This window comes from Dactylosporangium maewongense, from assembly GCF_039531485.1.
In the GTDB taxonomy this organism is placed as follows: Bacteria; Actinomycetota; Actinomycetes; order Mycobacteriales; family Micromonosporaceae; genus Dactylosporangium; species Dactylosporangium maewongense.
The window spans coordinates 43,856-67,225 of record NZ_BAAAQD010000014.1 but is presented as its reverse complement, the minus strand read 5'-3'; the positions used below and the strand labels follow the sequence as shown (position 1 = coordinate 67,225).

Annotated in this window: 25 protein-coding genes; 18 read left to right on the top strand and 7 right to left on the bottom strand. The window is 72.7% G+C overall.

Features of this window, described 5'->3' with window-relative positions; genetic code table 11:
* Positions 1-87 precede the first annotated feature (87 nt).
* The 11 genes from ABD332_RS32170 to ABD332_RS32120 all read left to right on the top strand — a co-directional run bounded on the left by ABD332_RS32170 (position 88) and on the right by ABD332_RS32120 (position 11,335).
* A complete protein-coding gene (locus ABD332_RS32170; RefSeq protein WP_344506098.1) occupies positions 88-588 on the top strand; it encodes a prepilin-type N-terminal cleavage/methylation domain-containing protein in 501 nt (166 codons plus the stop codon).
* A 107-nt stretch (positions 589-695) separates the two neighbouring features.
* Positions 696-1,472, top strand: coding sequence for a prepilin peptidase (locus ABD332_RS32165; protein ID WP_344506097.1), 777 nt, complete (start codon positions 696-698; stop codon positions 1,470-1,472).
* Positions 1,473-1,492: 20 nt separating this feature from the next.
* Positions 1,493-2,518, top strand: coding sequence for a type IV pilus assembly protein PilM (gene pilM / locus ABD332_RS32160; RefSeq protein WP_344506096.1), 1,026 nt, complete (start codon positions 1,493-1,495; stop codon positions 2,516-2,518).
* Complete coding sequence (locus tag ABD332_RS32155; protein ID WP_344506095.1) at positions 2,515-4,674, top strand: PilN domain-containing protein; 2,160 nt, start codon at positions 2,515-2,517, stop codon at positions 4,672-4,674. Before pilM ends, ABD332_RS32155 begins: the two co-directional genes overlap by 4 nt.
* Complete coding sequence (gene pilO / locus ABD332_RS32150; protein WP_344506094.1) at positions 4,674-5,219, top strand: type 4a pilus biogenesis protein PilO; 546 nt, start codon at positions 4,674-4,676, stop codon at positions 5,217-5,219. The genes ABD332_RS32155 and pilO overlap by 1 nt, the downstream gene beginning before the upstream one ends.
* A 7-nt stretch (positions 5,220-5,226) precedes the next feature.
* Positions 5,227-6,921 carry a putative Ig domain-containing protein gene (locus ABD332_RS32145; RefSeq protein ID WP_344506093.1) on the top strand — a complete coding sequence of 565 codons (1,695 nt, stop codon included), beginning with the start codon at positions 5,227-5,229 and terminating at the stop codon, positions 6,919-6,921.
* Complete coding sequence (locus ABD332_RS32140; protein ID WP_344506092.1) at positions 6,918-7,517, top strand: hypothetical protein; 600 nt, start codon at positions 6,918-6,920, stop codon at positions 7,515-7,517. Before ABD332_RS32145 ends, ABD332_RS32140 begins: the two co-directional genes overlap by 4 nt.
* Positions 7,514-9,031, top strand: coding sequence for a ricin-type beta-trefoil lectin domain protein (locus ABD332_RS32135; RefSeq protein ID WP_344506091.1), 1,518 nt, complete (start codon positions 7,514-7,516; stop codon positions 9,029-9,031). Before ABD332_RS32140 ends, ABD332_RS32135 begins: the two co-directional genes overlap by 4 nt.
* 105 nt (positions 9,032-9,136) lie before the next feature.
* Positions 9,137-9,886 (top strand): phosphatase PAP2 family protein, encoded by a 750-nt coding sequence (locus ABD332_RS32130; protein WP_344506090.1) that lies wholly within the window; start codon positions 9,137-9,139, stop codon positions 9,884-9,886.
* 16 nt (positions 9,887-9,902) lie between these two features.
* Positions 9,903-10,790, top strand: a complete 888-nt coding sequence (locus ABD332_RS32125; RefSeq protein WP_344506089.1) for a methyltransferase domain-containing protein — start codon at positions 9,903-9,905, stop codon at positions 10,788-10,790.
* Positions 10,790-11,335: a VanZ family protein gene (locus tag ABD332_RS32120; RefSeq protein WP_344506088.1), complete on the top strand. Its 546-nt coding sequence runs from the start codon at positions 10,790-10,792 to the stop codon at positions 11,333-11,335. The genes ABD332_RS32125 and ABD332_RS32120 overlap by 1 nt, the downstream gene beginning before the upstream one ends.
* Here the strand turns inward: ABD332_RS32120 and ABD332_RS32115 are convergent.
* Together ABD332_RS32115 and ABD332_RS32110 are read right to left on the bottom strand one after the other, a co-directional pair.
* On the bottom strand, positions 11,267-12,160 hold the full coding sequence (locus tag ABD332_RS32115; protein WP_344506087.1) for a hypothetical protein: 894 nt from the start codon (positions 12,158-12,160) through the stop codon (positions 11,267-11,269). The genes ABD332_RS32120 and ABD332_RS32115 overlap by 69 nt on opposite strands.
* Positions 12,157-12,669 carry a SigE family RNA polymerase sigma factor gene (locus ABD332_RS32110; protein ID WP_344506086.1) on the bottom strand — a complete coding sequence of 171 codons (513 nt, stop codon included), beginning with the start codon at positions 12,667-12,669 and terminating at the stop codon, positions 12,157-12,159. Before ABD332_RS32110 ends, ABD332_RS32115 begins: the two co-directional genes overlap by 4 nt.
* Positions 12,670-12,744: 75 nt before the next feature.
* On the opposite strand from ABD332_RS32110, the gene ABD332_RS32105 reads away from it, so the two are divergent.
* From ABD332_RS32105 to ABD332_RS32085, 5 genes are all read left to right on the top strand, one after another.
* Positions 12,745-14,796 carry a M3 family metallopeptidase gene (locus ABD332_RS32105; protein WP_344506085.1) on the top strand — a complete coding sequence of 684 codons (2,052 nt, stop codon included), beginning with the start codon at positions 12,745-12,747 and terminating at the stop codon, positions 14,794-14,796.
* 112 nt (positions 14,797-14,908) lie between these two features.
* The gene (locus tag ABD332_RS32100) at positions 14,909-15,538 is read left to right on the top strand and encodes a hypothetical protein (protein WP_344506084.1); all 630 of its coding nucleotides are present in this window, start codon (positions 14,909-14,911) and stop codon (positions 15,536-15,538) included.
* A gap of 67 nt (positions 15,539-15,605) precedes the next feature.
* Entirely contained in the window at positions 15,606-16,307 is a 702-nt protein-coding gene (locus ABD332_RS32095; RefSeq protein ID WP_344506083.1) for a FadR/GntR family transcriptional regulator, read from the top strand.
* Positions 16,304-17,131, top strand: a complete 828-nt coding sequence (locus tag ABD332_RS32090) for a sterol desaturase family protein (protein WP_344506082.1) — start codon at positions 16,304-16,306, stop codon at positions 17,129-17,131. The genes ABD332_RS32095 and ABD332_RS32090 overlap by 4 nt, the downstream gene beginning before the upstream one ends.
* A complete protein-coding gene (locus tag ABD332_RS32085; protein ID WP_344506081.1) occupies positions 17,128-17,745 on the top strand; it encodes a lysoplasmalogenase in 618 nt (205 codons plus the stop codon). The genes ABD332_RS32090 and ABD332_RS32085 overlap by 4 nt, the downstream gene beginning before the upstream one ends.
* Positions 17,746-17,753: 8 nt before the next feature.
* Here the strand turns inward: ABD332_RS32085 and ABD332_RS32080 are convergent, their stop codons facing one another.
* Complete coding sequence (locus tag ABD332_RS32080; RefSeq protein WP_344506080.1) at positions 17,754-17,945, bottom strand: hypothetical protein; 192 nt, start codon at positions 17,943-17,945, stop codon at positions 17,754-17,756.
* 128 nt (positions 17,946-18,073) lie between these two features.
* On the opposite strand from ABD332_RS32080, the gene ABD332_RS32075 reads away from it, so the two are divergent.
* Both ABD332_RS32075 and ABD332_RS32070 read left to right on the top strand, forming a co-directional pair.
* Entirely contained in the window at positions 18,074-19,108 is a 1,035-nt protein-coding gene (locus ABD332_RS32075) for a sensor histidine kinase (protein ID WP_344506079.1), read from the top strand.
* Entirely contained in the window at positions 19,105-19,767 is a 663-nt protein-coding gene (locus ABD332_RS32070; RefSeq protein WP_344506078.1) for a response regulator, read from the top strand. The genes ABD332_RS32075 and ABD332_RS32070 overlap by 4 nt, the downstream gene beginning before the upstream one ends.
* 25 nt (positions 19,768-19,792) lie before the next feature.
* On the opposite strand, the gene ABD332_RS32065 is transcribed toward ABD332_RS32070, so the two are convergent.
* The 4 genes from ABD332_RS32065 to ABD332_RS32050 form a co-directional block, all read right to left on the bottom strand.
* Positions 19,793-20,773 carry a DUF1996 domain-containing protein gene (locus ABD332_RS32065; protein WP_344506077.1) on the bottom strand — a complete coding sequence of 327 codons (981 nt, stop codon included), beginning with the start codon at positions 20,771-20,773 and terminating at the stop codon, positions 19,793-19,795.
* A gap of 67 nt (positions 20,774-20,840) precedes the next feature.
* Positions 20,841-21,479: a LuxR C-terminal-related transcriptional regulator gene (locus ABD332_RS32060; protein ID WP_344506076.1), complete on the bottom strand. Its 639-nt coding sequence runs from the start codon at positions 21,477-21,479 to the stop codon at positions 20,841-20,843.
* Positions 21,476-22,648: a sensor histidine kinase gene (locus ABD332_RS32055; protein ID WP_344506075.1), complete on the bottom strand. Its 1,173-nt coding sequence runs from the start codon at positions 22,646-22,648 to the stop codon at positions 21,476-21,478. The genes ABD332_RS32060 and ABD332_RS32055 overlap by 4 nt, the downstream gene beginning before the upstream one ends.
* The gene (locus ABD332_RS32050; protein WP_344506074.1) at positions 22,648-23,307 is read right to left on the bottom strand and encodes a hypothetical protein; all 660 of its coding nucleotides are present in this window, start codon (positions 23,305-23,307) and stop codon (positions 22,648-22,650) included. Before ABD332_RS32050 ends, ABD332_RS32055 begins: the two co-directional genes overlap by 1 nt.
* Positions 23,308-23,370: the final 63 nt, after the last annotated feature.

Sequence of the window (23,370 nt, the reverse complement as noted above, 5' to 3'; positions counted from 1 at the left end):
AGAACCACCGAAAACGAACGGCGCGCCAGGCAGCGGAGCCTCGCCGCAACCACCACCACACCCCATGCAGGAGCAGGAGGCTCACCCATGAAGGAAACGCTGCGCAGGATGCAGAAGAAGCGTGCCGCCGGAGACGGCGGATTCACGCTCGTCGAACTCCTCGTCGTTGTCGTGATCATCGGCGTCCTTGTCGCGATCGCCGTCCCCATGTACCTCAACTACCGCAAGGGCGCGGCGAACAAGTCCGCCGAGTCCGACGTGCGCGCCGCGGTCAGCGCCGCCGAGCAGTTCTACACCGAGAACGGCAACGAGTACCCGGCCGACGTGCAGAGCGCGGCCGAGGGCGCCGGGATCGACATGTACCTCGACGCCGCCGCCAAGACCGGCGTGAAGCAGACCGCCAACGCGTCGCCCGGCAACAAGCTGTATTTCCACAACTTCAAGGACGGCACGTACCGTATCTGCGGCCAGAACGCGGACGGCAAGACGTTCTACACGTACTTCAGCGGCACCGGCGGCTCGGTGAAGAAGTCGTCCAAGACGGACCTCAAGACCTGCGCCGAGGAAGGCGCCCCGGCCACGCCCTGACCGGTTCCCTGCGTCCGAGGCTTCGGTGGCGGCTCGCGGTGACGCGGGCCGCCACGCCGGTCTCTTCACGCATCTCTTCACGGATCTTCACGGGAAGGAGCACGCTGATGCTGCTCGCGCTCGTCGGCGTGCTCGGCCTCGCGATCGGGTCGTTCCTCAACGTCGTCATCCACCGCGTCCCCCGCGGCGAGTCGCTGCTCCGGCCGGCCTCGCACTGTCCACAGTGCACGGCGCCGGTCCGGCCCTGGCACAACGTCCCCCTGCTCGGCTGGCTGCTGCTGCGCGGTCGCTGCGCCGACTGCGAGGCCCCGATCAGCGCCCGCTACCCCCTGGTGGAGCTCGGCACGGCCGCGCTGTTCGTCGCCGTCACCGCCCGCCTGGGCTGGTCGGCGGCGCTGCCCGCCTGGCTGTACCTCGCGGCGATCGCGGTCGCCCTGGCCCTCATCGACCTCGATGTGCTGCGCCTGCCCAACGCGATCGTCCTGCCGTCCTACCTGGTGGTGCCGGCGCTGTTCCTGCCCGCCGTGGTGCTGGAGGGGGACTGGTCCGCGGGGCTGCGTGGCCTGGTGGGCATGGCGGTGCTCTTCGCCTTCTATCTGCTGCTGTCCCTGGTGTACCCGGGCGGCATGGGCTTCGGCGACGTCAAGCTCGCCGGCGTGCTGGGCCTGTACCTCGGCTGGCTGGGCTGGGCGCCGCTCGCCGTAGGAACCCTGGCGGCGTTCCTCCTCGGCGGGATCGCCGGGATCGCGCTGATGGCCGGCGGCCGCGCCGGGCGCAAGACCGCGGTGCCCTTCGGCCCGTCGATGCTCGCCGGGGCGCTGGTCGCGCTCTTCGCGGCCGCGCCGATCGCCGACTGGTACACCTCCATCCTCCTGCCCGCCTGACGGTTTTTCTAAGGAGCACGATGGCTGCCGTCAACCTCATCGGACTGGACATCGGCACGACGTCCATCCGTGCGGCGGAGACCAGCAACAGCAAGGACGGGCCGGTCATCAGCAACTTCGGCCACATCCTGCTGGGCCCCGGCGTGGTGCAGAGCGGTGCCGTCCAGGACGAGCACGCCGTCACCACGGCGCTGAAGCAGCTGTGGTCGACGTTCAAATTCCGCAGCCGCAAGGTCGCGCTCGGCGTCACCCACCAGCAGGTCGTGGTCCGCGAGACCTCCGTCGCCAACCTGCCGGCGAAGCAGATGCGCAAGGCGCTGCCCTTCCAGGTCCGCGACGCGCTGCCGCTGCCGCCGGAGAAGTCGCTCATCGACTTCTACCCCCTGGAGGATCCCGGCTCCGCCGACACCGTCCGCGGGCTGCTCATCGCCGCGCCCAAGGAGCCGGTCCTCGCCGCGATCCGCGCCGTCGAGGCCGCCAAGCTGCACGTCGCGCGCGTCGACCTGGCGTCCTTCGCCCTGCTGCGGGCCGCCTCCCGGCTCGACGAGCAGGTCGAGGCGCTCGTCGACATCGGCGCGCACGCGACCAGCGTCGTCGTGCACCACGACGGCGAGCCGCTCATCGTGCGGACCATCCCCCGCGGCGGCAACGAGATCACCCGGACCGTCGCCGACCGGCTCGACCTGCCCCTCGAGCAGGCCGAGGAGGTCAAGTGCCGGGTCGGGCTGCGCACCGACACCGACGGGCAGACCGCCTCGGCGCTCAAGGACGCGGTCCGGCCGCTCATCAACGAGATCGGCAGCTCGTTCGCGTACCTCACGGCCGCCGGCCGGCAGGCCCGGGTCAGCCGGCTCGCGCTCACCGGCGGCGGCTCGATGCTGCCCGGCCTCCTCGAGGCCCTGCACGCCCAGCTGCACGTGGAGGTGATCGCCGTCGACCCGGTCATGCGGGTCCGCGGGCTGCGCCGGGTCCGTCACGGCAGCCTCGAGCACGTCCGCGCCTCGGCGGCCGTGTCCGTCGGCCTGACCCTGGGAGCGTCGTCGTGACCGAGCCGTGGTGGAAGGACGAGCCGGAGCGCAAGCTCACCGGCATCGTCCTGCCGTCCTGGGACGACGACCAGCCCGGCGACCAGCCCGACGACCAGCCCGACGACGAGCCCGGCCCGCGGGCCCGCCCCGCCGACCGGCCGCGCACCCGCCCCGCCGACCCGCTGTCCGCCGCCCCCTCCCCCACCGGCCCGCCGCGCACCCGTGACGCCGGCCCGCCGCCCGGCTGGCCGGCCGACCCGCCACGCACCCATGACGCCGGCCCGTTGACCGCTGACCAACGGTCCGCCGACCCGCGACCCACCCGCGCCGCCGACCCGCTGACCGATCCGCTGACGGGCCCGCTCGACGCGTTGACCGGTCCGCTCGACGCGTTGACCGGTCCGCTCGACGCGTTGACCGGTCCGCGCGGCGCCTGGCAGGACGAGGCGCCGGCCGCGGACGGGCAGCGCCTGGTGCCGCTGGTGCCGCTCGTGCCGTCCGGACCGCCGCCGGTGTGGCCGCCCGCGGACTTCGCGTCACCGGCCGGCGACGCACCGGACGCGCCGCGGGCAGCGGTGCGGCTGCCGTCCCTGGGCGAGCCGCTCGACGCCCCCCACGGCAGCGGCCCGCTCGAACCGCACCGCGACGACACCCTGGTCGGTTCGCGGTCGCCGCAGGCCACCCGGGCGGCGGCCACGGAGACGGCCGCCCCGCGGCGGGAGTTCCCCCGGTACATCGCCGGCGAGCTCGTCCTCCCCGGCACCGCCCCGCAGCCGCAGGCAGCACCGCAGCCCACGCAGTTCACCGACGCGCCCACGGCACCGCTCCCCGCGACCCTGCCCACGACCCTGCCCACGACCCTGCCCACGACCCTGCCCACGACCCTGCCCACGACCCTGCCCACGACTCAGTCCACGACGCTGCCGACGGCCACCATGCCCACGGCGACGCCGCCGCCCTCGACCTGGGCGCCGCAGCCGACGTCGTCCCCGCCGCCCGCCGAGCGGACCCCCACGCTGTCCCCGCAGGCCTCCGCCCCCACCACCCAGGAACCCGGACAGGACGCGGGGAAGGCCGCGCCGGTGCTGCCGGGCGTCCAGTTCACCGCGCCCGCCAGGTCCCCGCTGGCCCGCCCCCTGCAGGAAGCACGGCCGGAGGAGCGGCCGGACGGACGGCCGTCGGGTCAGGCCGGCGCGGCCCAGGATCCGGCGCTCAAGGCGCCCCCGCACCACCCGCCGGCGCCGGCCCCCACCCCCACCGGGCTGCCGCAGGCCGACGTGCCCCCGCCACCCCGCCCGACACCGCCGTCGGTCCCGCCGGCGCCGGCGGGATCACCGGCGGCGGGGCCGCAGCCGGGACCGCAGCGCGCGCCCGTGGCCGGACCCGGTGACGCGGCGACCGTGACCCAGCCCGCCGTGCCGGCCGCCGTCCACGCGGCGCAGCAGGGCGCCCCGGTCGCGCAGCAGGACGGGGAGGCGCCGGCGCGGAAGGCCCGGGAAGGGGCACCGCACCCCGCGTTTCCGGAGGCGACGGCCCGCTCCATGCGGATCCTGCCGATCGCGGCGGACCTGCTGCCCATGGAGATCACCGACCGGCGCCGGCTCAGCACGGTCCGGCGGCTCGTCGTCACGGGGCTGGCCGTGTTCGCGCTGCTGCTCGCCGGCTGGTTCGTGGTCGCCTACCAGCACACCCAGCAGGCGTACGACGAGGTCGACCGGATCAACGACTCGAAGGTCGACCTGCTGCGCGAGAAGGCGAAGTACACCGAGGTCGACAGCATCCAGAAGCAGCGCAAGGCGATCGCCGACCAGCTGCGGCTCGTGATGGCGCGGGACCTGTCGTGGTCGGCGCTGCTGACGTCGCTGCAGCAGGCGGCGCCGAAGGGCGTCGCGGTGCAGAGCGTCACCGGCTCGCTCGCCCAGACGGACAGCACCGCCGACCCCGACGTGGTCGGCCTGATCACGCTGACCGGCACGGCGCCGTCGAAGGCGGCGATCGCCGCGTACGTCGACACCCTCGGCAAGGTCACCGGGATCGGCAACCCGTTCCCGACGGACGCGACCGAGAGCGACGAGGGTCTCACGTTCACGATCCGCGTCGACATCACCCCGGCGGCGCTCGGCGGCCGGTTCACGTCGCCGAGCGCGGCACCGAGCGCCTCAGGAGGCAAGTGATGCGACCGGAGCGCCTGTGGCTGCTCGGCGGCGCGTTCGGCGCGCTGCTCCTGCTGGTCTTCACCTACTTCTTCGTCATCCAGCCGAAGTACCAGAAGGCCGACGACCTGCGGGGCATCGCCGACGACACCACGACCGAGGTGACCAGGCTGCGCAGCGTGATCGCCGGCCTCGACGAGCAGAACCAGCACATCGCCGAGTACCGCAAGGAGCAGGCCGCCAACCTCGCCGCGCTGCCGCAGACCGACTCGGTCGCGGCCCTGCTGCGGGAGCTGCAGACGGCCGGCGAGCTGACCGGCGTCACGGTGAGCGGGGTCAGCGTCGGCGGCGCGGCGGAGGTCACCGTCGGCGGGCAGAAGGTGCAGGCGCTGCCGATCAGCCTGACCGCCGCCGGACCGGCCGCGAAGGTCAACCCGTTCCTGGACCAGCTGCAGAAGGTGCAGCCGCGGGCGCTGCTCATCGGCAGCCTGAACGTCGCCACGACGTCCGCCGGCAAGGCGACGCTGACCCTGACGGTCCAGGCGTTCTACGCCGGTGGGAAGTAGCGCCGGGATGCGACGGACTCCCCCCTCCGACGCCGGGTTCACCCTGGTCGAGACCCTCACGTCGATCGCGATCATCGGCGTGGTGATGACGGCGCTGACGACGTTCTTCGTCTCCACGACGGCGACGCTCAACAAGCAGCGCGGCCTGCAGATGGCGATCCGGCTCGCCCACGACGGTGTCGAGCTGGTCAAGTCGATGCCCGGCCCGTCGCTCGTCACCGGGCGCAGCGCGAAGGACGTGACCGCGCAGTTCGGCAAGCTCAAGAACGGCCAGATCCCCGGGCTGGCCGGCTTGGACGTGGCCGGCCTGCTCAAGGCGATGACACCGGCCTTCGACACCAACCTCGGCCCGCTCGCGGACAGCGTCACGCCGGTCCTGCCGATCGTGCCGGAGGTCATGAAGGTCAACAACACGGCGTTCGACCGGCAGTGGTTCGTCGGCTCGTGCCAGATGCCGCTCGGCAGCGACGTGTGCGGCCTGCTGTCGCTGCCGGGCACGCTGCTGCCGTTCTACCGCGTCGTCGTCGCCGTCACCTGGCCCAACGACCGGGCCTGCAAGAGCACCGGCGGGGTCTGCTCCTACGTGACGCAGACCCTCGTCAGCGCCTCCGTCGCGGACCCGATCTTCAACCCGCTCGTCACCGTCACCGCGCCGCTGCCGGACAACCCCGGCAACCAGACCGACGAGGTGTCGGTGCCGATGGCGAAGGCGATGACGCTCACCGCGACGACGGCCTACCCGCCGCTGAGCTGGACGGTGGAGAACCTGCCGCCGGGCCTGGCCTACACGCCGGCCGGGGTGATCACCGGCACGCCGACGGTCGCCGGCACCTACGTGGTCAGGGTCGTGGTCACCGACAAGGCGTCCAGCAACGACGCGTCGTTCAACTGGACGGTGGTGCCGACGCCGACCGCCGCGCCGGTCGACCAGACCTGGGACGCCGGCTCCGCGGCGACCTACACGCTGCCGGTCACCGGCGGCATCGCCCCCTACACGTGGGCGGCGACGGGCCTGCCGGCCGGCTTGACGCTCAACGCGGCGACCGGGGTCGTGTCCGGCACCAGCACGGTGAGCGGCGCGGCGGCCGCGGCCACCGTGAGCGTGACGGTGACCGACAAGAACGCCAAGAAGCACACCGCGTCGTTCAAGTGGAACACGAAGGTCGCGGTGCAGTTCCCGACCGCCAACACGCCGATCGCCCTGACGAAAGGCTCCGGATACACCGGCAACGTCGGCGCGGCCGGCGGGTCCGGCGGCTACACGTGGACGGCGACCAACATGCCGCCCGGGCTGACGCTGTCCGCGTCGGGCGCGCTCACCGGCACGGTGACCGGCTCGACCCGCTACCTGGTGACGCTGACGGTGAAGGACAGCAACGGCGTGACGAACTCGGCCGTCGTCCCGGTCAACGTGACCACGCCCGTCGCCACCGACCTCCGGATCACCACGCCGACGACCGCGGCGCCGGACAAGACCGGGACGAAGGGCACCGCGATCGCCTCGCAGGCGTCGGCGGCGGCCGGCGGCACGACGCCCTACACGTGGACGGCGACCGGCCTGCCGGCGGGGCTGTCCATCAACGCCAGCACCGGCGCGATCACCGGCACGCCCACCACCGCCGGGACCTCGACGGTGACGCTGACGGTCACCGACAAGGTCGGCGCCACGTCCGTCTTCATGTTCGCCTGGAAGATCACGTGAACGCCTTCCTGTCGCGGCTGCGCCGCGAGGACGCCGGGGTCACCCTCGCCGAGATGGCGGTGACGACCAGCATCATGTCCGCGGTCATGGCCATCTTCACCACCGGGGTCATCCAGCTGTTCCAGGCCGGCAACAACAACGAGCTGGTGGCGCTGACCGAGTCGCAGCTCAACACCGCGTTCCTGCGGCTGGACCGCAACCTGCGCTACGCGGCCGGGATCGGGCCGGTGCACGCCGACGCGGCCGGCAACCAGTTCGTCGAGTACCTCAACACCGAGGTCAGCGGCAAGCCCGAGTGCGCGCAGCTGGAGATGAACGTGGCGGCCAAGGTGCTGCGCCGCCGGGTGTGGCCGCAGACGACGACGCCGACGGCGAAGTGGGTCGTGCTGGCCAACGAGGTCGACGTCGCGAAGAGCTCGTTCACGCTGGTGCCGTCCGGCAAGTACACCGGGTTCCAGCGGCTGCGGATCGTCCTGTCGGTGACGACGAACCCGGGCCGCGGCCACACGGAGGCGCTCACCGACCTGACGTTCACCGCGCTCAACAGCAGCTTGAAGGACGACCCGAACAAGTTCTGCCCGGAGGCCCGAAAATGAGCCTGTTCCGACGGTTCAGAGTGCGCGACGACCGGGGGTCGCTGCCGCTCGCCATGATGCTGACGCTGGTGGGCACGTCCCTGTCGACGCTCATGGTGCCGGTGGTGATCGGGCAGGTGCGCGACACCGCGTCCACGATCGAGCGGGCCAAGGCGCTGCACGCCGCCGAGGCCGGCATCGACGTCGTCATGGGCGGCATCCGCGCCTCCCTGGGCAGCATCGCCAACCTCGTCTGCCTGCCGGTCGTCTCGCCGCTGCTGGGCGTCGTCGGCTCGGGCCTGCCGGGCCGCTACCAGGTGTCGGTGGAGTACCAGGACGCGGTCGGCACCCCGCTGTCGTGCGCGTCGAAGACCTCGCACCTGCTGACGGTGCCGGCGTTCGCGGTGATCACGTCGACGGGCACGGCGAAGGGCGACCCCGGCGACCCGTTCCCGGCCGGTGACTCGCGGACGCTGACCGCCACGTACGTCTTCCGCACCACCAACGCCAACGTCGAGGGCGGCCTGGTGCGCTTCTACGGCGGCGCGTTCTGCCTGGACGCCGGGTCCGGCTCGCCGGCCGTCGGCACGAGCGTCACCACCCAGCCGTGCAACCCGGGCAGCTCGCGGCAGACCTTCACGTACACGACGGACCTGACGCTGCAGCTGGTCTCGTCGAAGACCGCGGCCAACCCGTCCGGCATGTGCGTCGACTCGGGGCCCAGCCCGGTGTCGGGCGCGCTGCTGCAGTTCCAGGTGTGCGGGAAGGTGACCGTCCCGTACTACCAGCGGTGGAGCCTCAACGACAGCTCCAACTTCCAGAGCACCTCGTCGACCGGCGGGCTCGGCTCGTTCTGCATGCACGCGAAGGCCGGCAGCACCGCCGGCGCGTTCATGGAGCTGATCGGGTGCGGCGGGGCGTCGGACAACACCCGCACGTTCGCGCCGGAGGCGAGCGTCGGCGCCGGCAACGCGGGCGCCCCCAACAACCTGGTGAACTTCAAGCAGTTCGGGCGGTGCGTCGACGTCACCAACTTCGACACCACCCTCGGCTTCCTCATCGTGTGGCCGTGCAAGCAGGCGCCGAACCCGCTCAGCGTGGCGTGGAACCAGCGCTTCACGGTGCCGCTGTCGGCCAACGGGAAGGACACGGTCAGCGGGCGGATCACCACGTACGACAACACCAAGACGAACACGCTCTACTGCCTCACGACCTTCAAGCCCGGTGGCAGCACCCACTTCGTGACGATGCAGAAGTGCCCGGCCGCGGGCAAGGACCCGAACGTCGAGTGGGACGTGTCGTACCAGATCGACAACTCCTACCCGACGAGCTACGTCATCAAGGACGCCTACGGCCAGTGCCTGTCCCCGGCGAACCTGGACGACCCGAAGCTGCCCCCCGGCGACATCTTCAAGGGCAGCACCGTCGTCAGCAAGCTCACCACCGCCGTGTGCGACGGCAGCAAGCTGCAGAAATGGAACGCGCCGGCGAACATCGAAGATCCGACACCCCTGAAGAACATCGGGGAGAAGTGACGATCCCGTAAGGGACCTCCTGACGCCCGGCCGCGCCGGAGATCAGGGTGCGGTCCGTGCATCGCCTGGATGGCTTCCGGCCTCGCGGTGACGAGGCTGGACGCCATGACCATCACCTGGGAGAAACCGGCGCTGCGGCCGGTCGGCCTCGGCCGGCAGGTCGGCATCGTGACGGCGGCGGTGGCCGCGTACTTCGGGGTCCGCGGCGCCACGGAGGCCGCCACGGACCAGGCCCTCGCCAACGCGGCGAAGGTCGTCGACTTCGAGAAGTCGGTGGGGCTGTTCCACGAGTCGTGGCTGCAGTCGACGCTCGCCGGCAGCCCCGCCGTGGCGACGTTCTTCAACTGGATCTACATCTACGGGCACTGGCCGGTCATCGTCGCGACGCTGATCTGGCTCGCGCGGACCAACCCGGCGATCTACTACCGCACCCGCAACGCGATGCTGCTGTCCGGCGGGATCGGCCTGGTCGTCTTCATGCTCTTCCCGCTCGCCCCGCCGCGCCTGGCGGAGCTCGGCCTGGTCGACACGGTGACGCAGTCGGACGGCGCGTACCGGGTGCTGCAGCCGACGATGTTCACCAACCAGTACGCCGCGATGCCGAGCCTGCACGTCGGCTGGGACCTGCTCATCGGCCTGGCGATCCTGGCCGCGGCGCGCGGGCCGCTGCTGCGGGCGTTCGGCGCGGCGATGCCCGTGCTGATGGTGGCCGCCGTCGTGCTGACCGCGAACCACTACATCGTCGACGCGATCGCCGGCGCCGCGCTCACCACCACCTGCTGGCTCGTCCTGCGGGCCCGGGAGCGGCGCAGTCCCCGCGGCTATGCCGGATGGGACGGTCTGGCCCTGCGTTAGGGCCTACGCTTTGCACATGGAACACCTGGAGCTGGAGCACCTCGGGTTCCCGGCGGACGTGATCCCGTTGCAGTACCAGGCGCTGCTGCTGTCCGACGACCGCCGGATGGAAGCCTTCGCCGGCGCGATCGCCCACACCGTCCAGCCCGGGTCCAGGGTCCTCGACCTCGGCTGCGGGACCGGCGTCCTGTCCTTCTTCGCCGCCCGGCAGGGCGCCACCGTGACCGCGATCGAGCGCGAGCCGCGGGTCTTCGCGACCGCCCGGGCGGCGCTGCGGGCGGCGGTCGGCGACGCCGTCACCGTCGTGCACGCCGACGCCCGCGACTACCTGCCCGAGGAGCCGGTCGACGTGGTGCTGTGCGAGATGCTGCACGTGGGCCTGCTCCGCGAGCGGCAGATCGAGGTCATCAACAGCTTCAAGCGCCGCTACCTGCGGCACATCGGCGGGCCGCTGCCGCGCTTCGTGCCCGAGGCGTGCGTGCAGGCGGCGCAGCCGGTCGAGCAGGACTTCACGTACTTCGGCTACACGGTGCCGGCCCCGGTGTTCCAGCTGCCGGAGAACCTCCAGCCGCGCACCGTCGAGGCCGCCCCGCCGCAGGTGTTCCAGCAGTTCTTCTACACCGACCCGCTGCCGCACGACTGCGTCGGCGACCTGACCTTCGTCGCGGAGCGGCCGGCCGTGGTCAACGCGGTGCGGGTCATCACCAAGAACCTGTTGTCGCTGCTGTACGAGCCGCCCGGCTCCGTCGACTGGACCATGAACTACCTGGTCGTGCCGATGCGCGAGCCGGTCGAGGTGCTCCCCGGCGACGAGGTGCGGATCCGGTTCGACTACTGCCCCGGCGACGAGATCACCGTCCTCGCCGACAGCCTGACGGCCAGCGTCCCCGCCCACGCGCACTGATGCTCCGCTGGCTCACGGTCCTCGCGGTCTTCCTGGTCCTCGGCGGGCTGTGGTGGCTCGTCGCCCGGCGCCGCTCCCCCGACCGGCGGCGGACGTTCGGCCTGGTCGCGTCGGTGTCGGGGACGCTGCCGTGGATCTGGATGATCCTCACGCCGTCGTCGCACGCGCGTCGGGTGCACCTGGACCCGGTCAGCGGCCTCGGCGGGATCCTCGCGTCCGGGTTCGCCGAGGCCGCCGTGCAGATCGTCGGCAACCTGCTCGTCTTCGCGGCGTTCGGCGCGTTCGCCCCGCTGCGCTGGCCGCGGCTCACCCTGGGCCCGGTGCTCCTGCTGGCGGCCGCCGGCTCGGCGACCGTCGAGCTGCTCCAGTACGTCCTGGACCTGGGCCGGGTCACCGCCACCGACGACGTGCTGGTCAACACCCTCGGCGCGGGTCTCGCGTACGGGGCCGGGCGGCTGCTGCCACCCGGCCCTGTGTCACGAGGCCTTGATGTGGAACCGCTCGTCGGCCACGAGGGCGGCGAGCCGGTCCTCGGGCAGCGGTAGCGCGGCGAGGCTCTTGTCGCCGCCGCCGGGCCGGTCGTCCGACTTCGCCTGGGCCAGGAAGACCACCGTGCCGTCGGGGTACCGGTAGGCCGCCCACTGGTCGAAGTCGCGGCCAGGGGCGCCGGTCGCGACGCCGACGGTCACCCCGGCCGTCGTCGTCACCAGCTTGCAGCTCGCCGGGGCGGTCCAGAACCCGCCCGCGACCGCGCAGGCGTCCCCGGTCGCGGCGACCAGGCCCGGCTCGTACACGGTGACCAGCAGCTGACCGACGCCGCCGTCCTTGCCGAGCTGGGTGCTGGCCAGGTAGGACCAGGCGTCCTTGCCGCCGATCTTCCCCTCGTACTGGGCCTGCGACATGCGTGACGAGACCAGCTGGTCGGTGCCCGGGTTGTCCAGCGCCGTGTACGCCGCGGGCACGATCGCGAGGAGGTCCCGCATGAGCTGCTCGCCCTGGTCGAACTTGTGGCCGGCGCCGGCGGTGCGGTCCTGCTGCGGCTGCCCGTCGGGGCCGGTCGGCCAGACCTCCTTGGTCTCGGTGCCCGCCCCGGGCGCGGTGACGGTCCCGGACGCGTTGGCGGGCGGCGGCGTCTGCCCCGGCGCCCCCATCTGCAGCGGCGCGCCCGCACCGGGCCCGCCGCCGGCGACCGCGACCGCCACGGCGGCGACGACCGCGGTCACCCCGAGGCCGGCACCGCCGGCAACCAGGTTGCGACGGCGGACCGCCCGGCGGCCGGTGGTGACGGCCACCGCCGGCGACATCGGCGGCGGCGGGGTGGAGCTGTCGAGGGCGTCGCGTAGCGACACCCGGAAGTCGTCCTCGTTCATGTCTGCGTCCTCGTCGCTTGCGAGTGGCTGCTGGTCTGCAAGTGCGTGCGAAGGGTCTGCAGCCCCCGCGCGGCCTGGCTCTTCACGGTGCCGGTGGTGCAGCTGAGCAGGGCCGCCGTCTCCTCGACGGACAGGTCCTCCCAGTACCGCAGGATCAGGACCGCCCGCTGCCTGGCCGGCACGGTGGCGAGGGCGGCGAGCAGCGCGATCCGGTCGTCGGGCTCCCGGTCGTGGCTGACGGCGTCCAGCGGCCGGTCGGTGACCCGCACCCGGTGCCACCAGCCGAGCCGGCGATCGTCCAGGAACACCCGGAAGAGCGTCTGCCGCAGGTACCCGTCGAGGGCCTCGTGCCGGCTGACCCGGTCCCACACCACGTACAACTTGGTGAACGCCACCTGCGTCAGGTCCTCGGCCCGGTGCCAGTCGCCGCACAGCAGGTACGCCGTGCCGCGCATCGCGTCCGACCGCGCGGCGAAGTACTCGGCGAACGCCGTGTCCCGATCCGTCATGCGTAACTCACGGGTCCGGCTGTCCGATCGGTTGCACGGACCGCCGGAAAACATCCGTCCCGATACAGTCGGTACGTGACCACGGACAACCCGTTCTTCGCCGCGAGTGACCTGCCATACCAGCTGCCGCCCTTCGACCGCATCGAGACCGGGCACTACCTGCCCGCGTTCGAGCGGGGCATGGCCGAGCAGCGGGCCGAGGTCGAAGCCATCGCCAGCCTGCCGGAGCCGCCGACGTTCGACAACACCCTCGTCGCGCTGGAGCGCTCCGGGCGCGTCCTGCAGCGCGTGTCGGCCGCGTTCTTCAACGTCACCAGCTCAGACACCAGCCCCGAGCTGCAGGAGATCGAGTCGCGGGTGGTGCCGCTGCTGTCCGCGCACGGCGACGCGATCATGCTGGACCGCCGGCTCTTCGAGCGCATCGAGCAGCTGTACGCCCAGCGCGACGCCCTCGCCCTCGACGCCGAGCCGGCCTGGCTGCTGGAGCGGTACCACACCGAGTTCGTCCGGGCCGGGGCGCGGCTGTCCGAGCAGGAGCACGTGCGGCTCCGGGAGCTCAACGCGGAGCTGGCGGCCCTCGCGACCGAGTTCGGCAACAAGGTCCGCGACGGCATGAAGGCCGCCGCCGTCGTCGTCGAGGACGCCGCCGACCTGGCCGGGCTGTCCGCCGACGCGATCGCCGCCGCCGAGGTCGCCGCCCGCGACCGGGGCCTGACCGGCGGGTATGCGCTGAACCTGATCCTGCCGACGGCCCAGCCGGCGCTCGCGTCGCTGCACAACCGCGAGGTCCGGGAGCGGCTGCACACCGCCTCCGTCGGCCGCGGCTCCGCGGGTGGGGACCACGACACCACCGGCCTGGTGCTGCGCATCGTGCGGCTGCGGGCGGAGCGGGCGCGGCTGCTCGGCTTCGAGCACCACGCGGCCTACAACATCGCCGACAACACCGCCCGCAGCGTCGACGCGGTCCAGGAGATGCTGGCGAAGCTCGCCCCGGCCGCGGTCGCCAACGCCCGGATCGAGGCCGAGGATCTGCAGGAGGCGATCGGCGACGAGTTCACCCTGCAGCCGTGGGACTGGGCGTACTACACCGAGCAGATCCGCCGGGACCGCTACGCGATCGACGAGGCGGAGCTGCGGCCGTACTTCGAGCTGGAGCGGGTGCTGCGCGACGGCGTCTTCCACGCCGCCGGCCGGCTGTACGGCATCCGGTTCCAGGAGCGGCCGGACCTTCCCGCGTACCACGGCGACGCCCGCGTCTTCGAGGTCTTCGACCGCGACGGCGGGCCGCTCGGGCTGTTCATCGGCGACTTCTTCACCCGGCCGTCGAAGCGCGGCGGGGCGTGGGCCAACGCGCTCGTGCCGCAGTCGCGGCTGTTCGGCACCGCGCCGGTCGTCGTCAACAACCTCAACATCAACCGGGCGCCGGAGGGCGAGCCGACGCTGCTGACGCTCGACGAGGTCCGCACCCTGTTCCACGAGTTCGGCCACGCGCTGCACACGCTCTTCTCGCAGGTGCACTTCCCGAAGTTCGCCGGCACGCGGGTGCCGCGCGACTTCGTCGAGTACCCGTCGCAGGTCAACGAGGTGTGGATGCTGTGGCCGGAGGTCCTGGCCAACTACGCCACGCACCACCGGACCGGCGAGCCGCTGCCGCAGCCGGTGGTGGAGCGGCTGCAGGCCGCGGAGCAGTTCAACAAGGGCTTCGCGACCACCGAGTACCTGGCCGCCACGCTGCTCGACCTGGCCTGGCACACGCTGACCGTCGAGAAGGCCGAGGCGGTCACCGACGTGCTCGCCTTCGAGGCGGCGGCGCTGGAGCGGGCCGGCGTCGCGGTGCCGTTCGTGCCGCCGCGCTACCGGACCGCGTACTTCGCGCACATCTTCAGCGGCGCCGCGTACAGCGCCGGCTACTACTCCTACATCTGGAGCGAGGTCCTCGACGCCGACACCGTCGACTGGCTCACCGAGCAGGGCGGCCTGCGCCGCGAGCTCGGGGACGCGTTCCGTGACGGGCTGCTCGCCAAGGGTGGCAGCGCGGACTCGATGGAGGTCTACCGGGCGTTCCGCGGTCGCGATCCGTTGATCGAGCCGCTACTCAAGCGTCGCGGACTGATCAGCGTTCCTTAGGTTTTGTTAAGACGACTACCGGATGGGGCGCCGCGTTCCCTAAGCTTGCGCGGTGCGTGGCGCCACCCCCCGGCGTAGGCCCGCCGCCGCACGCCGCCTGCATTTCAGCAGGATGGCGCTGCTTGCTGCGGTCGCTCTCGTCGCCTCACTGGTCAGCGTCGGTGTCTCCTGGGCGATCTTCCCGGAGGAGCCGGCGGCGGTCACCGACGACACCTCCTTCGATGCCGCCAAGTTCTACGAGACGAACGCCCGGGCCAACGCGGCCCGCGGGGTCGAGCTGGCCTCCGCCCCGGGCGCGTCCCTGGTGCCGAAGCCGGTCGCCGGGCTGACCCAGGCGGCGACCAACAACGCGTTCATCGTCATCGAGGTCGGCCGGCAGATGGGGCTGCCCGAGCGCGCGTACGTCGTGGCGATCGCGACCGCGCTGCAGGAGACGTACCTGAAGAACATGGCCAACCCGAAGGTCCCCGCGTCGCTGAAGCTCCCGCACGAGGGCAGCGGCACCAACTACGACTCGATCGGCATCTTCCAGCAGCGGGTCAGCATCTGGGGCACCGTCGAGCAGCTGATGGACCCGGCGATCGCGTCGGCGAAGTTCTACACGAGGCTGATGAAGGTCTCCGGCTGGCAGTCGATGAGTGTCACCGGCGCCGCCCAGGCCGTGCAGCGCAGCGCCTTCGCCAGCGCGTACGCCAAGCACGCCACCACCGCGCAGAAGATCGTCGACCAGCTCACGCAGTAGCGGCTCCCGGCTTTCTGCTGTTGTGGCACCACTGGTCCAACCAGTTGATGTGTGAGACAGTCACCGCGTGACATTGACGCCGGCCCCGCGCAGCTCCGTGTCCGACCACGTGTTCGCGCAGCTGCGCGACGCGATCCTCAGCGGCGCCTACGCACCCGAGTCCGCGCTCCCCAGCGAGCGGGACCTGGCGGCGACGTTCGAGGTGAACCGGCACGCCGTCCGGGAGGCGCTGCGGCGGTTGCAGCAGCTCGGCCTGGTGAAGGTCAGCCAGGGCGGCGCGACCCGGGTCCTCGACTGGCGGGCGCACGCCGGCCTCGACCTCGCCATGTCCAGCGGCGACATCCTGCCGGTCGGCACCCTCGTGCGCGACATGATGGAGATGCGCGCCTGCCTGGGCGCCGACGCCGCCAGGTTGTGCGCGCTGCGCGGTACACCAGCCGCGAAGGAACACGTGACCGCCTGCGTCGACGCGGTCGCCGCCGCCGCGCCCGACCTGGACCGCATGGGCGAGGCGAACATCGCGCTGTGGCGGGCGATCGTGGCCGGCAGCGGCAACGTCGCGTACCTCCTCGCGTTCAACAGCCTCGTCAGCGGCGCGCTCGCCGTCGGGCACGTCCCGCCCACGCTGCGCACCGCCGAGCTGCTCGACGTCGCCGGGCACCGCCGGCTCGGCGCGCACATCACCGCCGGCGCCGCCGGCTCGGCCTTCGCCGAGGCCCAGGCCCTGCTCACCGCCCCGCTCTCGGATCGCAAGGAGACCCGAGCATGATCCCCGCCGTGCTCTACGCCGTGCCCGCGTTCCTGCTGCTGATCGTCATGGAGGCGGTCTCGTACCGCTTCCTGCCCGACGACGAGGAGCGCGGCTACGAGGTCCGCGACACCACCACCAGCCTGTCCATGGGCCTCGGCAGCCAGATCATCGGCGTGCCGTGGAAGATCCTGGTCGCGCTCGCGTTCGCCGGCCTCTACGTCCTCACCCCGCTCAAGCTCGACCCGACCAGCCCGTGGACGTGGGTGCTGCTGTTCTTCGCCGACGACTTCGCGTACTACTGGTTCCACCGGCTGCACCACGAGGTCCGCGTCTTCTGGGCCGGCCACGTCGTGCACCACTCGAGCGTCTTCTTCAACCTGTCCACGGCGCTGCGGCAGAGCTGGACGCCGATGACCGCCACCCCGTTCTGGCTGTTCCTGCCGCTGCTGGGCATCCCGCCGTGGATGGTGTTCCTGCAGCAGTCGATCAGCCTCGCCTACCAGTTCTTCCTGCACAGCGAGCGGGTCGGCCGCCTGCCGGCGTTCATCGAGTGGTTCTGGAACACCCCCTCGCACCACCGGGTCCACCATGGCGCCAACCCCGAGTACCTGGACCGCAACTACGGCGGCATCCTCATCATCTGGGACCGGCTCTTCGGCACGTTCGAGCCGGAAGAGGCCCGCGTCGTCTACGGCCTGACGAAGAACATCGGCACCTACAACCCGCTGCGTGTCGCCACCCACGAGTACCGCGACATCTGGCGCGACGTGCGGACGGCGGCCACGTGGCGGCAGCGGCTGCGGTTCGTGTTCGGCCGTCCCGGCTGGCAGCCGGCCGCATGAAGCTCTGGCTCTTCTTCGCCGCCGCGGCGGTGGAGCTCACGGGCGTCGCGCTGTCGTGGGAGCCGCTGCAGTGGGTCGCCAAGCCGCTCCTCGCGCCGCTGCTGCTCTGGCACCTCGGACGCTTCTGCCTCGTCGGGTGGGGGCTGGTCTTCGCGACCGCGGGCGACGTGGCGCTCCTCGTGCCGGGCACCGTGCCCTTCCTGCTGGGCATGGCGTGCTTCCTCGGCACGCAGATCTGCTTCCTGGTCGCCTTCCTGCGGCACGGCCGTCCCCGCCGGCTCGTCGCGCTCGGCTACGGGATCCTGTGGGCCGTGCTGAACGCCGTGCTCTGGCCGTCGCTGGGCGATCTACGGGTGCCGATCCTGGTGTACAGCCTGGCGTTGAGCGCGATGGCGGCCGCGGCGTGGTCGGTCTCCCCCGTCGTCGCCGCCGGCGGCTTCCTGTTCCTGCTCTCCGACCTGCTGATCGGCCTGGGCGCCGCCGGTCTGGGCTTCCCGGGTCGCAACCTGGTCGTCATGGTGACCTACATCGCCGCGCTGTTCCTCATCGTCACGGGCGTCCTGTCACGCGACGGGACCGGCGACAGGGCCGGCGGACGGGCGGCGCGGGCGTAGCGCCGGCCTCAGAGCATGCCGTGTTCGATGATCCAGGAGAGGTTGGCGGTCTCCTCGTAGGAGAAGTCCAGGCTCACGATGACGGCGAAGCGGCGGTCGATCTGGTACGGGGTGTAGCGGTGGACGGCGCACTCCATCCAGATCGGGATGCGCGACGCCGGGTTGGCCAGGACGGCATGCTTGCCACAGCGGTGCTCCATGGCCCGAAACGCTAACCAGAGACGGCGGGCATGCGTCAGCCTGCTGCCTGATACTCCAAATGGTGTACGGGACGGTGCCTCCACGCGGACGACGACCTGGCGACGCCGCGCTCATAGCGTTCGGCACCATGACGAAGAGGAAGATGGTCGCCGCGTTCGCCGCGGTCACGTTCATCGCCGTGCTCAGCGGGTCCGGCGAGCACCTCGCGGAGGGGTCGCTGCCGCTCGCCACGGCCCTGGCCGCGCTGCTCTGGGCGCAGCTGCGGTGGCCGATCACCGGGCTGGTGACGGGCATCTGCAGCGTCGTGGCGATGCGCGTGGCGGAGCTGACGACGGGCGGCTGGCTGTGGCCGGTGACGCTGCTGTACGTGTCGGCGACGCTGGCCCCCAAGCCGCGCCTGCGGGTCGTCGTCGCGATCGGGGCCGTCCACGCGGTCACGGCGTTCAATCTGGAGTGGACGGTGCTGCAGCACGGCGCGGCGCGGACGCTGCAGCACGTCGGGCCGGACGCGCTGTGGCTGACGGCGGCGCTCGCCGTGACCGTCGCGGCCGGCAGCTGGCAGCGCTGGACGCGGACGGCGATCGAGCAGCAGCGGGCCGAGGAGCGGCTGCGGGTCGCGCGGGAGGTGCACGACACGGTGGCGCACACGCTGACCGTCGTCGGGGTGCACCTGAACGTGGCCGCGGACGCCCTGGACAGCGCGCCGGACGAGGCCCGGGAGGCGCTGCGGCTGGCCCAGGACGTGCGCCGCAAGGCGATGGGCGACCTGTCCTCGCTGGTCGGGGTGCTCCGCGACGACCGCCGGCCGCCCGCCGAGCCGCTGGACCTCGCGGCGCTGGTGTCGCAGGTACGCGAGGCGGGGCTCGACGCGCGGCTCACCGTCGCCGGCGGGGACGCGCCGCTGCCGGTCCGCACGGCGGTCGGCCTGGTGGTGCGGGAGGCACTGACGAACACGGTCCGGCACGCCGGCGCGCGGACCGTCACCGTCGACGTCCGCTACGGGCCGGTGACGGAGGTGACGGTCACCGACGACGGCGCGGGCTCCCGGCGGGCCGAAGGGCACGGGCTGACCGGCATGCGCGAGCGCGTCGAGGCGCTCGGCGGGTCGCTCACCACGCGGGGCGACGGGGGTTTCACCGTACACGCGACAATTCCCGCATGACGGTCAACGTGCTGCTCGCCGACGACCAGGCCCTCGTGCGCGCCGGGTTCAGCAGCCTGCTGCGGCGCACGAGGGACATCACGGTCGTCGGCGAGGCGTCCACCGGCGACGAGGCGGTCCGGGAGGCCCGGCGGCTGCGGCCCGACGTGGTGCTGATGGACATCCGGATGCCCGGCCTCGACGGGATCGCCGCGACCGGGCGGATCGTCGCGGACCGGGAGCTCGCCGGGACGAGAGTCGTGATCCTGACGACGTTCGAGACGGACGAGAACGTGTTCGCGGCGCTGCGGGCCGGCGCGAGCGGCTTCCTCACCAAGGAGGTCGAGCCCGACGAGCTGCGCCGCGCGGTCCGGGTCGTGGCGGCCGGCGAGGCGCTGCTGTCGCCGAGCGTCACGGCCCGGGTGATCGGGCAGTTCGCGCACCGTCCGGCCGGGCCGTCGGGGGTGCCCGACGACCGGCTCGCCGGGCTGACCCCGCGGGAGGTCGAGGTGGTCCGGCTGGTCGCCGCCGGGCTGTCCAACGAGGAGATCGCGCGGGAGCTGTTCATCAGCCCGCTGACCGCGAAGACCCACGTGACCCGGGCGATCGCGAAGGCCGGCGTCCGCGACCGGGTGCAGCTGGTGATCCTCGCCTACGCCACCGGGCTCGCCCCGTCCTGAGCGGCCGCCGGGCCCGTCGCGCCGATTACGGTTTGTGCTGGTCGATGCCGTAGCCGTTGCACTGGCGGCCGCCGTTGATGCAGTGGGCGACGAGCGCGGCCTGGCGGGCGGCGTCCCAGCCGTTCATGAAGTCGTAGTGGAACGAGGAGCCGTTGCCGGAGGAGTACTGCAGGCCCGAGGTGTCGCCGCCGGGCAGCTTGTAGGGCACCTTCATCTCGAACATGGGCAGCGGCACCGGGTTGCCCGCGGGGCACACGCCCTGCACCGGCCAGACGACGTGCGACTTGTGGTCGGCGCTGTCGAGGCTGCGCCCGTCCCAGCAGCTCGGCGCCTGCATCCGGACGATCAGCGACGACCCCGGCGGGCACGACGGCGGGATGGCCTTGCCGAGGTAGCTCCCGCAGTTCCAGGTGCCGGTGAACTGCCCGGCGTCCTGCAGCCGCATGTCGCCGACGATGAGCCGGAACCCGGCGGGGAACGGCTGCACGGTCCGGTAGTCCTTGACGCCGGACTTGTAGTAGATCGTGACCTTCTCGGGCTGCACGACGGCGCCGTTGCGGGTCAGCGTCGGGAACCAGTAGGACGACGCGTCGAGCGTGTCCTCGCAGGACGTCCTGCCCTTCAGCAGGGTCTGCGGGGTGGAGGTCGCGTTCGCGGCGGGGTTGCCGACGAACGTGTGGTTGTGCGCGGCGCCGGCGAGCCCGGGGAAGACGATCGGGTCGTCGCTGAGCCGGTGGGTCTCGGTGCAGTTGGCGTGGAACTCGCGGTACTGCGCCTGCGGTGGCTTGTCGGTGAACGTCTTGACCGGCGAGGCGGTGGCCGTCGGCACCGGCGCCGCGGACCCGGTCCCGGACGCTGACGGACTTACCGGATTTGTCGGATTCGCCGGTACGGACGACGAAGGCGACGAAGGCGCCGGCTGACCGGTCACGATCGGGCCCTGGTCGGGGTCGCAGGCGGCGAGCAGCAGGCCCGCCGCCAGGAGAAGCCCGAGTTGTCTGCGCACGGTTGTGGTGCCTTTCGGTTCGACGGTGCCACCCGCCGCCGAACCTATGACCGGCCCGCCCCGGCGGTCATGAGTCGAAAGTCCCAGTGCTCCAGCGGACCACCGCCTCGGTGCGGCTGCCGACCTGGAGCTTGGCGAAGATGTTGTACAGGTGGTTCTTCACCGTCTTCTCGGTCAGCCGCAGCCGGTCGGCGATCGCCGCGTTGGACAGCCCGTCGCAGAGCAGGTCGAGGACGTCGCGCTCGCGGTCGGTGAGGCCGAACCGGTCCCGGGCCGCCCGCCGGCTGCCCTGCTCGCGCAGCGCGGACGTGGCGACGGACGCGGCGACCGGCGACAGCCAGCCCTGCCCGGCGGCGACGGCGTGGACGGCGCGGAGCAGGTCGGGCGGGTCGAAGTGGCCGTGGACCAGGTAGCCGCGGGCGCCGCCGCGCAGCATCGAGGCGATCACCCCGGGCGTGGCGTCGCTGGTGAGGGCGAGCACCGCGGTGTGCCGGGCCAGCTCGTCCACGATGGACAGTCCGTCGGCGATCGGCATGCGGTGGTCCAGGAGCGTCACGTCGGGCCGGTGCCGCAGCGCGAGGGCGAGCGCGTCGCGGCCGTTGCCGGCCTCCCCCACGACCCGGACGTCGTCGCTGAGGTCGAGCACGCCCCGCAGCGCCTCCCGCACGACCGGGTTGTCGTCCACCACGAGCACGCGGATCGTCACGGCAGGGCCTCCAGCGGGACGGCGGCGATGATCTCGGTGCCCCGGCCGGGTACGGAGGACACGCGCAGCGACCCGCCGACGGTGCGCGCCCGCTCCGCCATGCCGACGATGCCGAGGTGGCCGTCGGCCTGCAGCACGGCGAGGTCCCGCGGGACGAAGCCACGGCCGTCGTCCCTGACCCTGAGCTCGAGGCGGTCGCCGCCCAGGCGGACCGCGACGTCGACCCGCCACGCGCCGGCGTGCCGGGCGACGTTCTGCAGCGCCTCGGCCAGGATGCGCACCAGCTCGTAGCGCACCTCGACGCCGGGCTCCGCCGGCTCCGCGTCGACGCGGACCGGGACCCCGGACCGGTCCGACCAGTCGCCGGCGGTCGCCCTGACCGTGTCGGCGAAGCTGAGGTCGAGGTGGTCGATCCGCAGCCCCTCGAGGAGCTCGCGGGCCTCGCGGGCGGCGGCCTCCGCGCCGCGCGAGACGGTGCCGGCGAGCCGCTCGGCCAGGTCCGGGTGGCGGCGCAGCGACTGCGGCAGGGCGAGCGCGGCGAACGACACCCCGCGCAGCGTCTTGGCGACCGAGTCGTGCAGCTCCCGGGCCAGCCTGGCCCGCTCGGAGGCGGCCGCGGAGCGCTGCGCGGCGGCGACCACATCGACGGCCAGGTCCAGGTGGCGCTGCAGGGCTCCGGCCGCGGCGGCCGCCCCGATCCCGGCGAGCACGCTGATCATCGGGAACGCGACGACGAACGCGGCCACGTCCGGCGGCGGGTCGTTGGCGCGCAGGACCGCCCCGGCGGCGGCGAACCCGAGAGCGGCCTGCACCACCCACAGCAGCAGCGCCCGCATCCCGAGCAGCGCCCCGCCGAGCGCGGCCGACCCGGCGACGTAGCAGAAGAACGCCATCCCGCCCCGGCTGAGCGCCAGCACCGCCACGGCGACCGCCAGGTCAACGGCGAGCACCGGCCACGGGTGCCGGGTCACCGCGGGCCACCGCGTCAGGGCGCTCACCTCCGCGACGGTGCCGGCCGCGACCGTCGCGATCACCGCCACGATCCGCCACCAGTCGTCGACGAGCAGCAGCCCGGCCGCCGCCGCGGTCGCCGCGATCGCCGCCCGCCCGAGCAGCACCGCCCGCGCGATCGCCGCGGGCGCCGCTGGTTGGACCGGATGTGGAGTCATCAGCGCAGCTGGAGGTCGTCGACGAAGAACCGGTAGGCGTTGGGCAGCATGTCGGTCGCGACGACCAGGTCGATGCGGCGGACCGGGCGGCCGGGCGCGAGTTCGCGCAGGTCGACGTCGAACGGGGTCCACACGTCGACAGGGGCGGTGAGCACGAGCGGTGGCGTGCCGGCCGGGTCGGGTGTCGCGGACACCGTGACGCGCAGGACCGTGCCGTGGACGCGGCCGCCGTAGACGCGGAACGTGAGGCGGGTCGCGGCCACCGGGGTGGCGGCGACGAGGGCGACGGCGGCGGTCTTCTCCTTCGGCTCGACCCGCAGCGCCACCTGGTCGGTGCCGGGCACGACGCCGTCGGTGACGACCTTCACCCCGACGCTGCGGACGCTCCATCCGGTGCCGACGGCGGCGCCGTAGACGGTGCAGGCTGGCCTGGCGCTGCCGGCGGTGCCGCACGGGGACGCCGCTGGAGCAACCGGGGACGCGGGCTGCGACTGCGCCGCAGACCCACCCGAGTTGCCGACCGCGGACGGCGAGGCGCCGGCCGCCGGTACAGGCGGAGCAACCGCTGCGGGAGCGGCTGAGGACGGAGAGTTGCGGTCGCGCGGCAGCAGCAGCGGTGGCACACCGACCGTGACCAGGCCGATGGCGACCGCCAGCATGCCGAGCCTGACCCGTCGCGAGAATATGCGGCGACCCTACTGGAATCCGCGGCTATGGTGGAC

Coding starts and splice junctions, on each gene's coding strand:
- ABD332_RS32170 (WP_344506098.1), top strand. CDS start 88: ATGAAGGAAACGCTGCGCAGGATGCAGAAGAAGCGTGCCGCCGGAGAC.
- ABD332_RS32165 (WP_344506097.1), top strand. CDS start 696: ATGCTGCTCGCGCTCGTCGGCGTGCTCGGCCTCGCGATCGGGTCGTTC.
- pilM (WP_344506096.1), top strand. CDS start 1,493: ATGGCTGCCGTCAACCTCATCGGACTGGACATCGGCACGACGTCCATC.
- pilO (WP_344506094.1), top strand. CDS start 4,674: ATGCGACCGGAGCGCCTGTGGCTGCTCGGCGGCGCGTTCGGCGCGCTG.
- ABD332_RS32145 (WP_344506093.1), top strand. CDS start 5,227: ATGCGACGGACTCCCCCCTCCGACGCCGGGTTCACCCTGGTCGAGACC.
- ABD332_RS32135 (WP_344506091.1), top strand. CDS start 7,514: ATGAGCCTGTTCCGACGGTTCAGAGTGCGCGACGACCGGGGGTCGCTG.
- ABD332_RS32130 (WP_344506090.1), top strand. CDS start 9,137: ATGACCATCACCTGGGAGAAACCGGCGCTGCGGCCGGTCGGCCTCGGC.
- ABD332_RS32125 (WP_344506089.1), top strand. CDS start 9,903: ATGGAACACCTGGAGCTGGAGCACCTCGGGTTCCCGGCGGACGTGATC.
- ABD332_RS32120 (WP_344506088.1), top strand. CDS start 10,790: ATGCTCCGCTGGCTCACGGTCCTCGCGGTCTTCCTGGTCCTCGGCGGG.
- ABD332_RS32115 (WP_344506087.1), bottom strand. CDS start 12,160: ATGAACGAGGACGACTTCCGGGTGTCGCTACGCGACGCCCTCGACAGC.
- ABD332_RS32110 (WP_344506086.1), bottom strand. CDS start 12,669: ATGACGGATCGGGACACGGCGTTCGCCGAGTACTTCGCCGCGCGGTCG.
- ABD332_RS32100 (WP_344506084.1), top strand. CDS start 14,909: ATGGCGCTGCTTGCTGCGGTCGCTCTCGTCGCCTCACTGGTCAGCGTC.
- ABD332_RS32090 (WP_344506082.1), top strand. CDS start 16,304: ATGATCCCCGCCGTGCTCTACGCCGTGCCCGCGTTCCTGCTGCTGATC.
- ABD332_RS32085 (WP_344506081.1), top strand. CDS start 17,128: ATGAAGCTCTGGCTCTTCTTCGCCGCCGCGGCGGTGGAGCTCACGGGC.
- ABD332_RS32080 (WP_344506080.1), bottom strand. CDS start 17,945: ATGGAGCACCGCTGTGGCAAGCATGCCGTCCTGGCCAACCCGGCGTCG.
- ABD332_RS32075 (WP_344506079.1), top strand. CDS start 18,074: ATGACGAAGAGGAAGATGGTCGCCGCGTTCGCCGCGGTCACGTTCATC.
- ABD332_RS32070 (WP_344506078.1), top strand. CDS start 19,105: ATGACGGTCAACGTGCTGCTCGCCGACGACCAGGCCCTCGTGCGCGCC.
- ABD332_RS32055 (WP_344506075.1), bottom strand. CDS start 22,648: ATGACTCCACATCCGGTCCAACCAGCGGCGCCCGCGGCGATCGCGCGG.
- ABD332_RS32050 (WP_344506074.1), bottom strand. CDS start 23,307: ATGCTGGCGGTCGCCATCGGCCTGGTCACGGTCGGTGTGCCACCGCTG.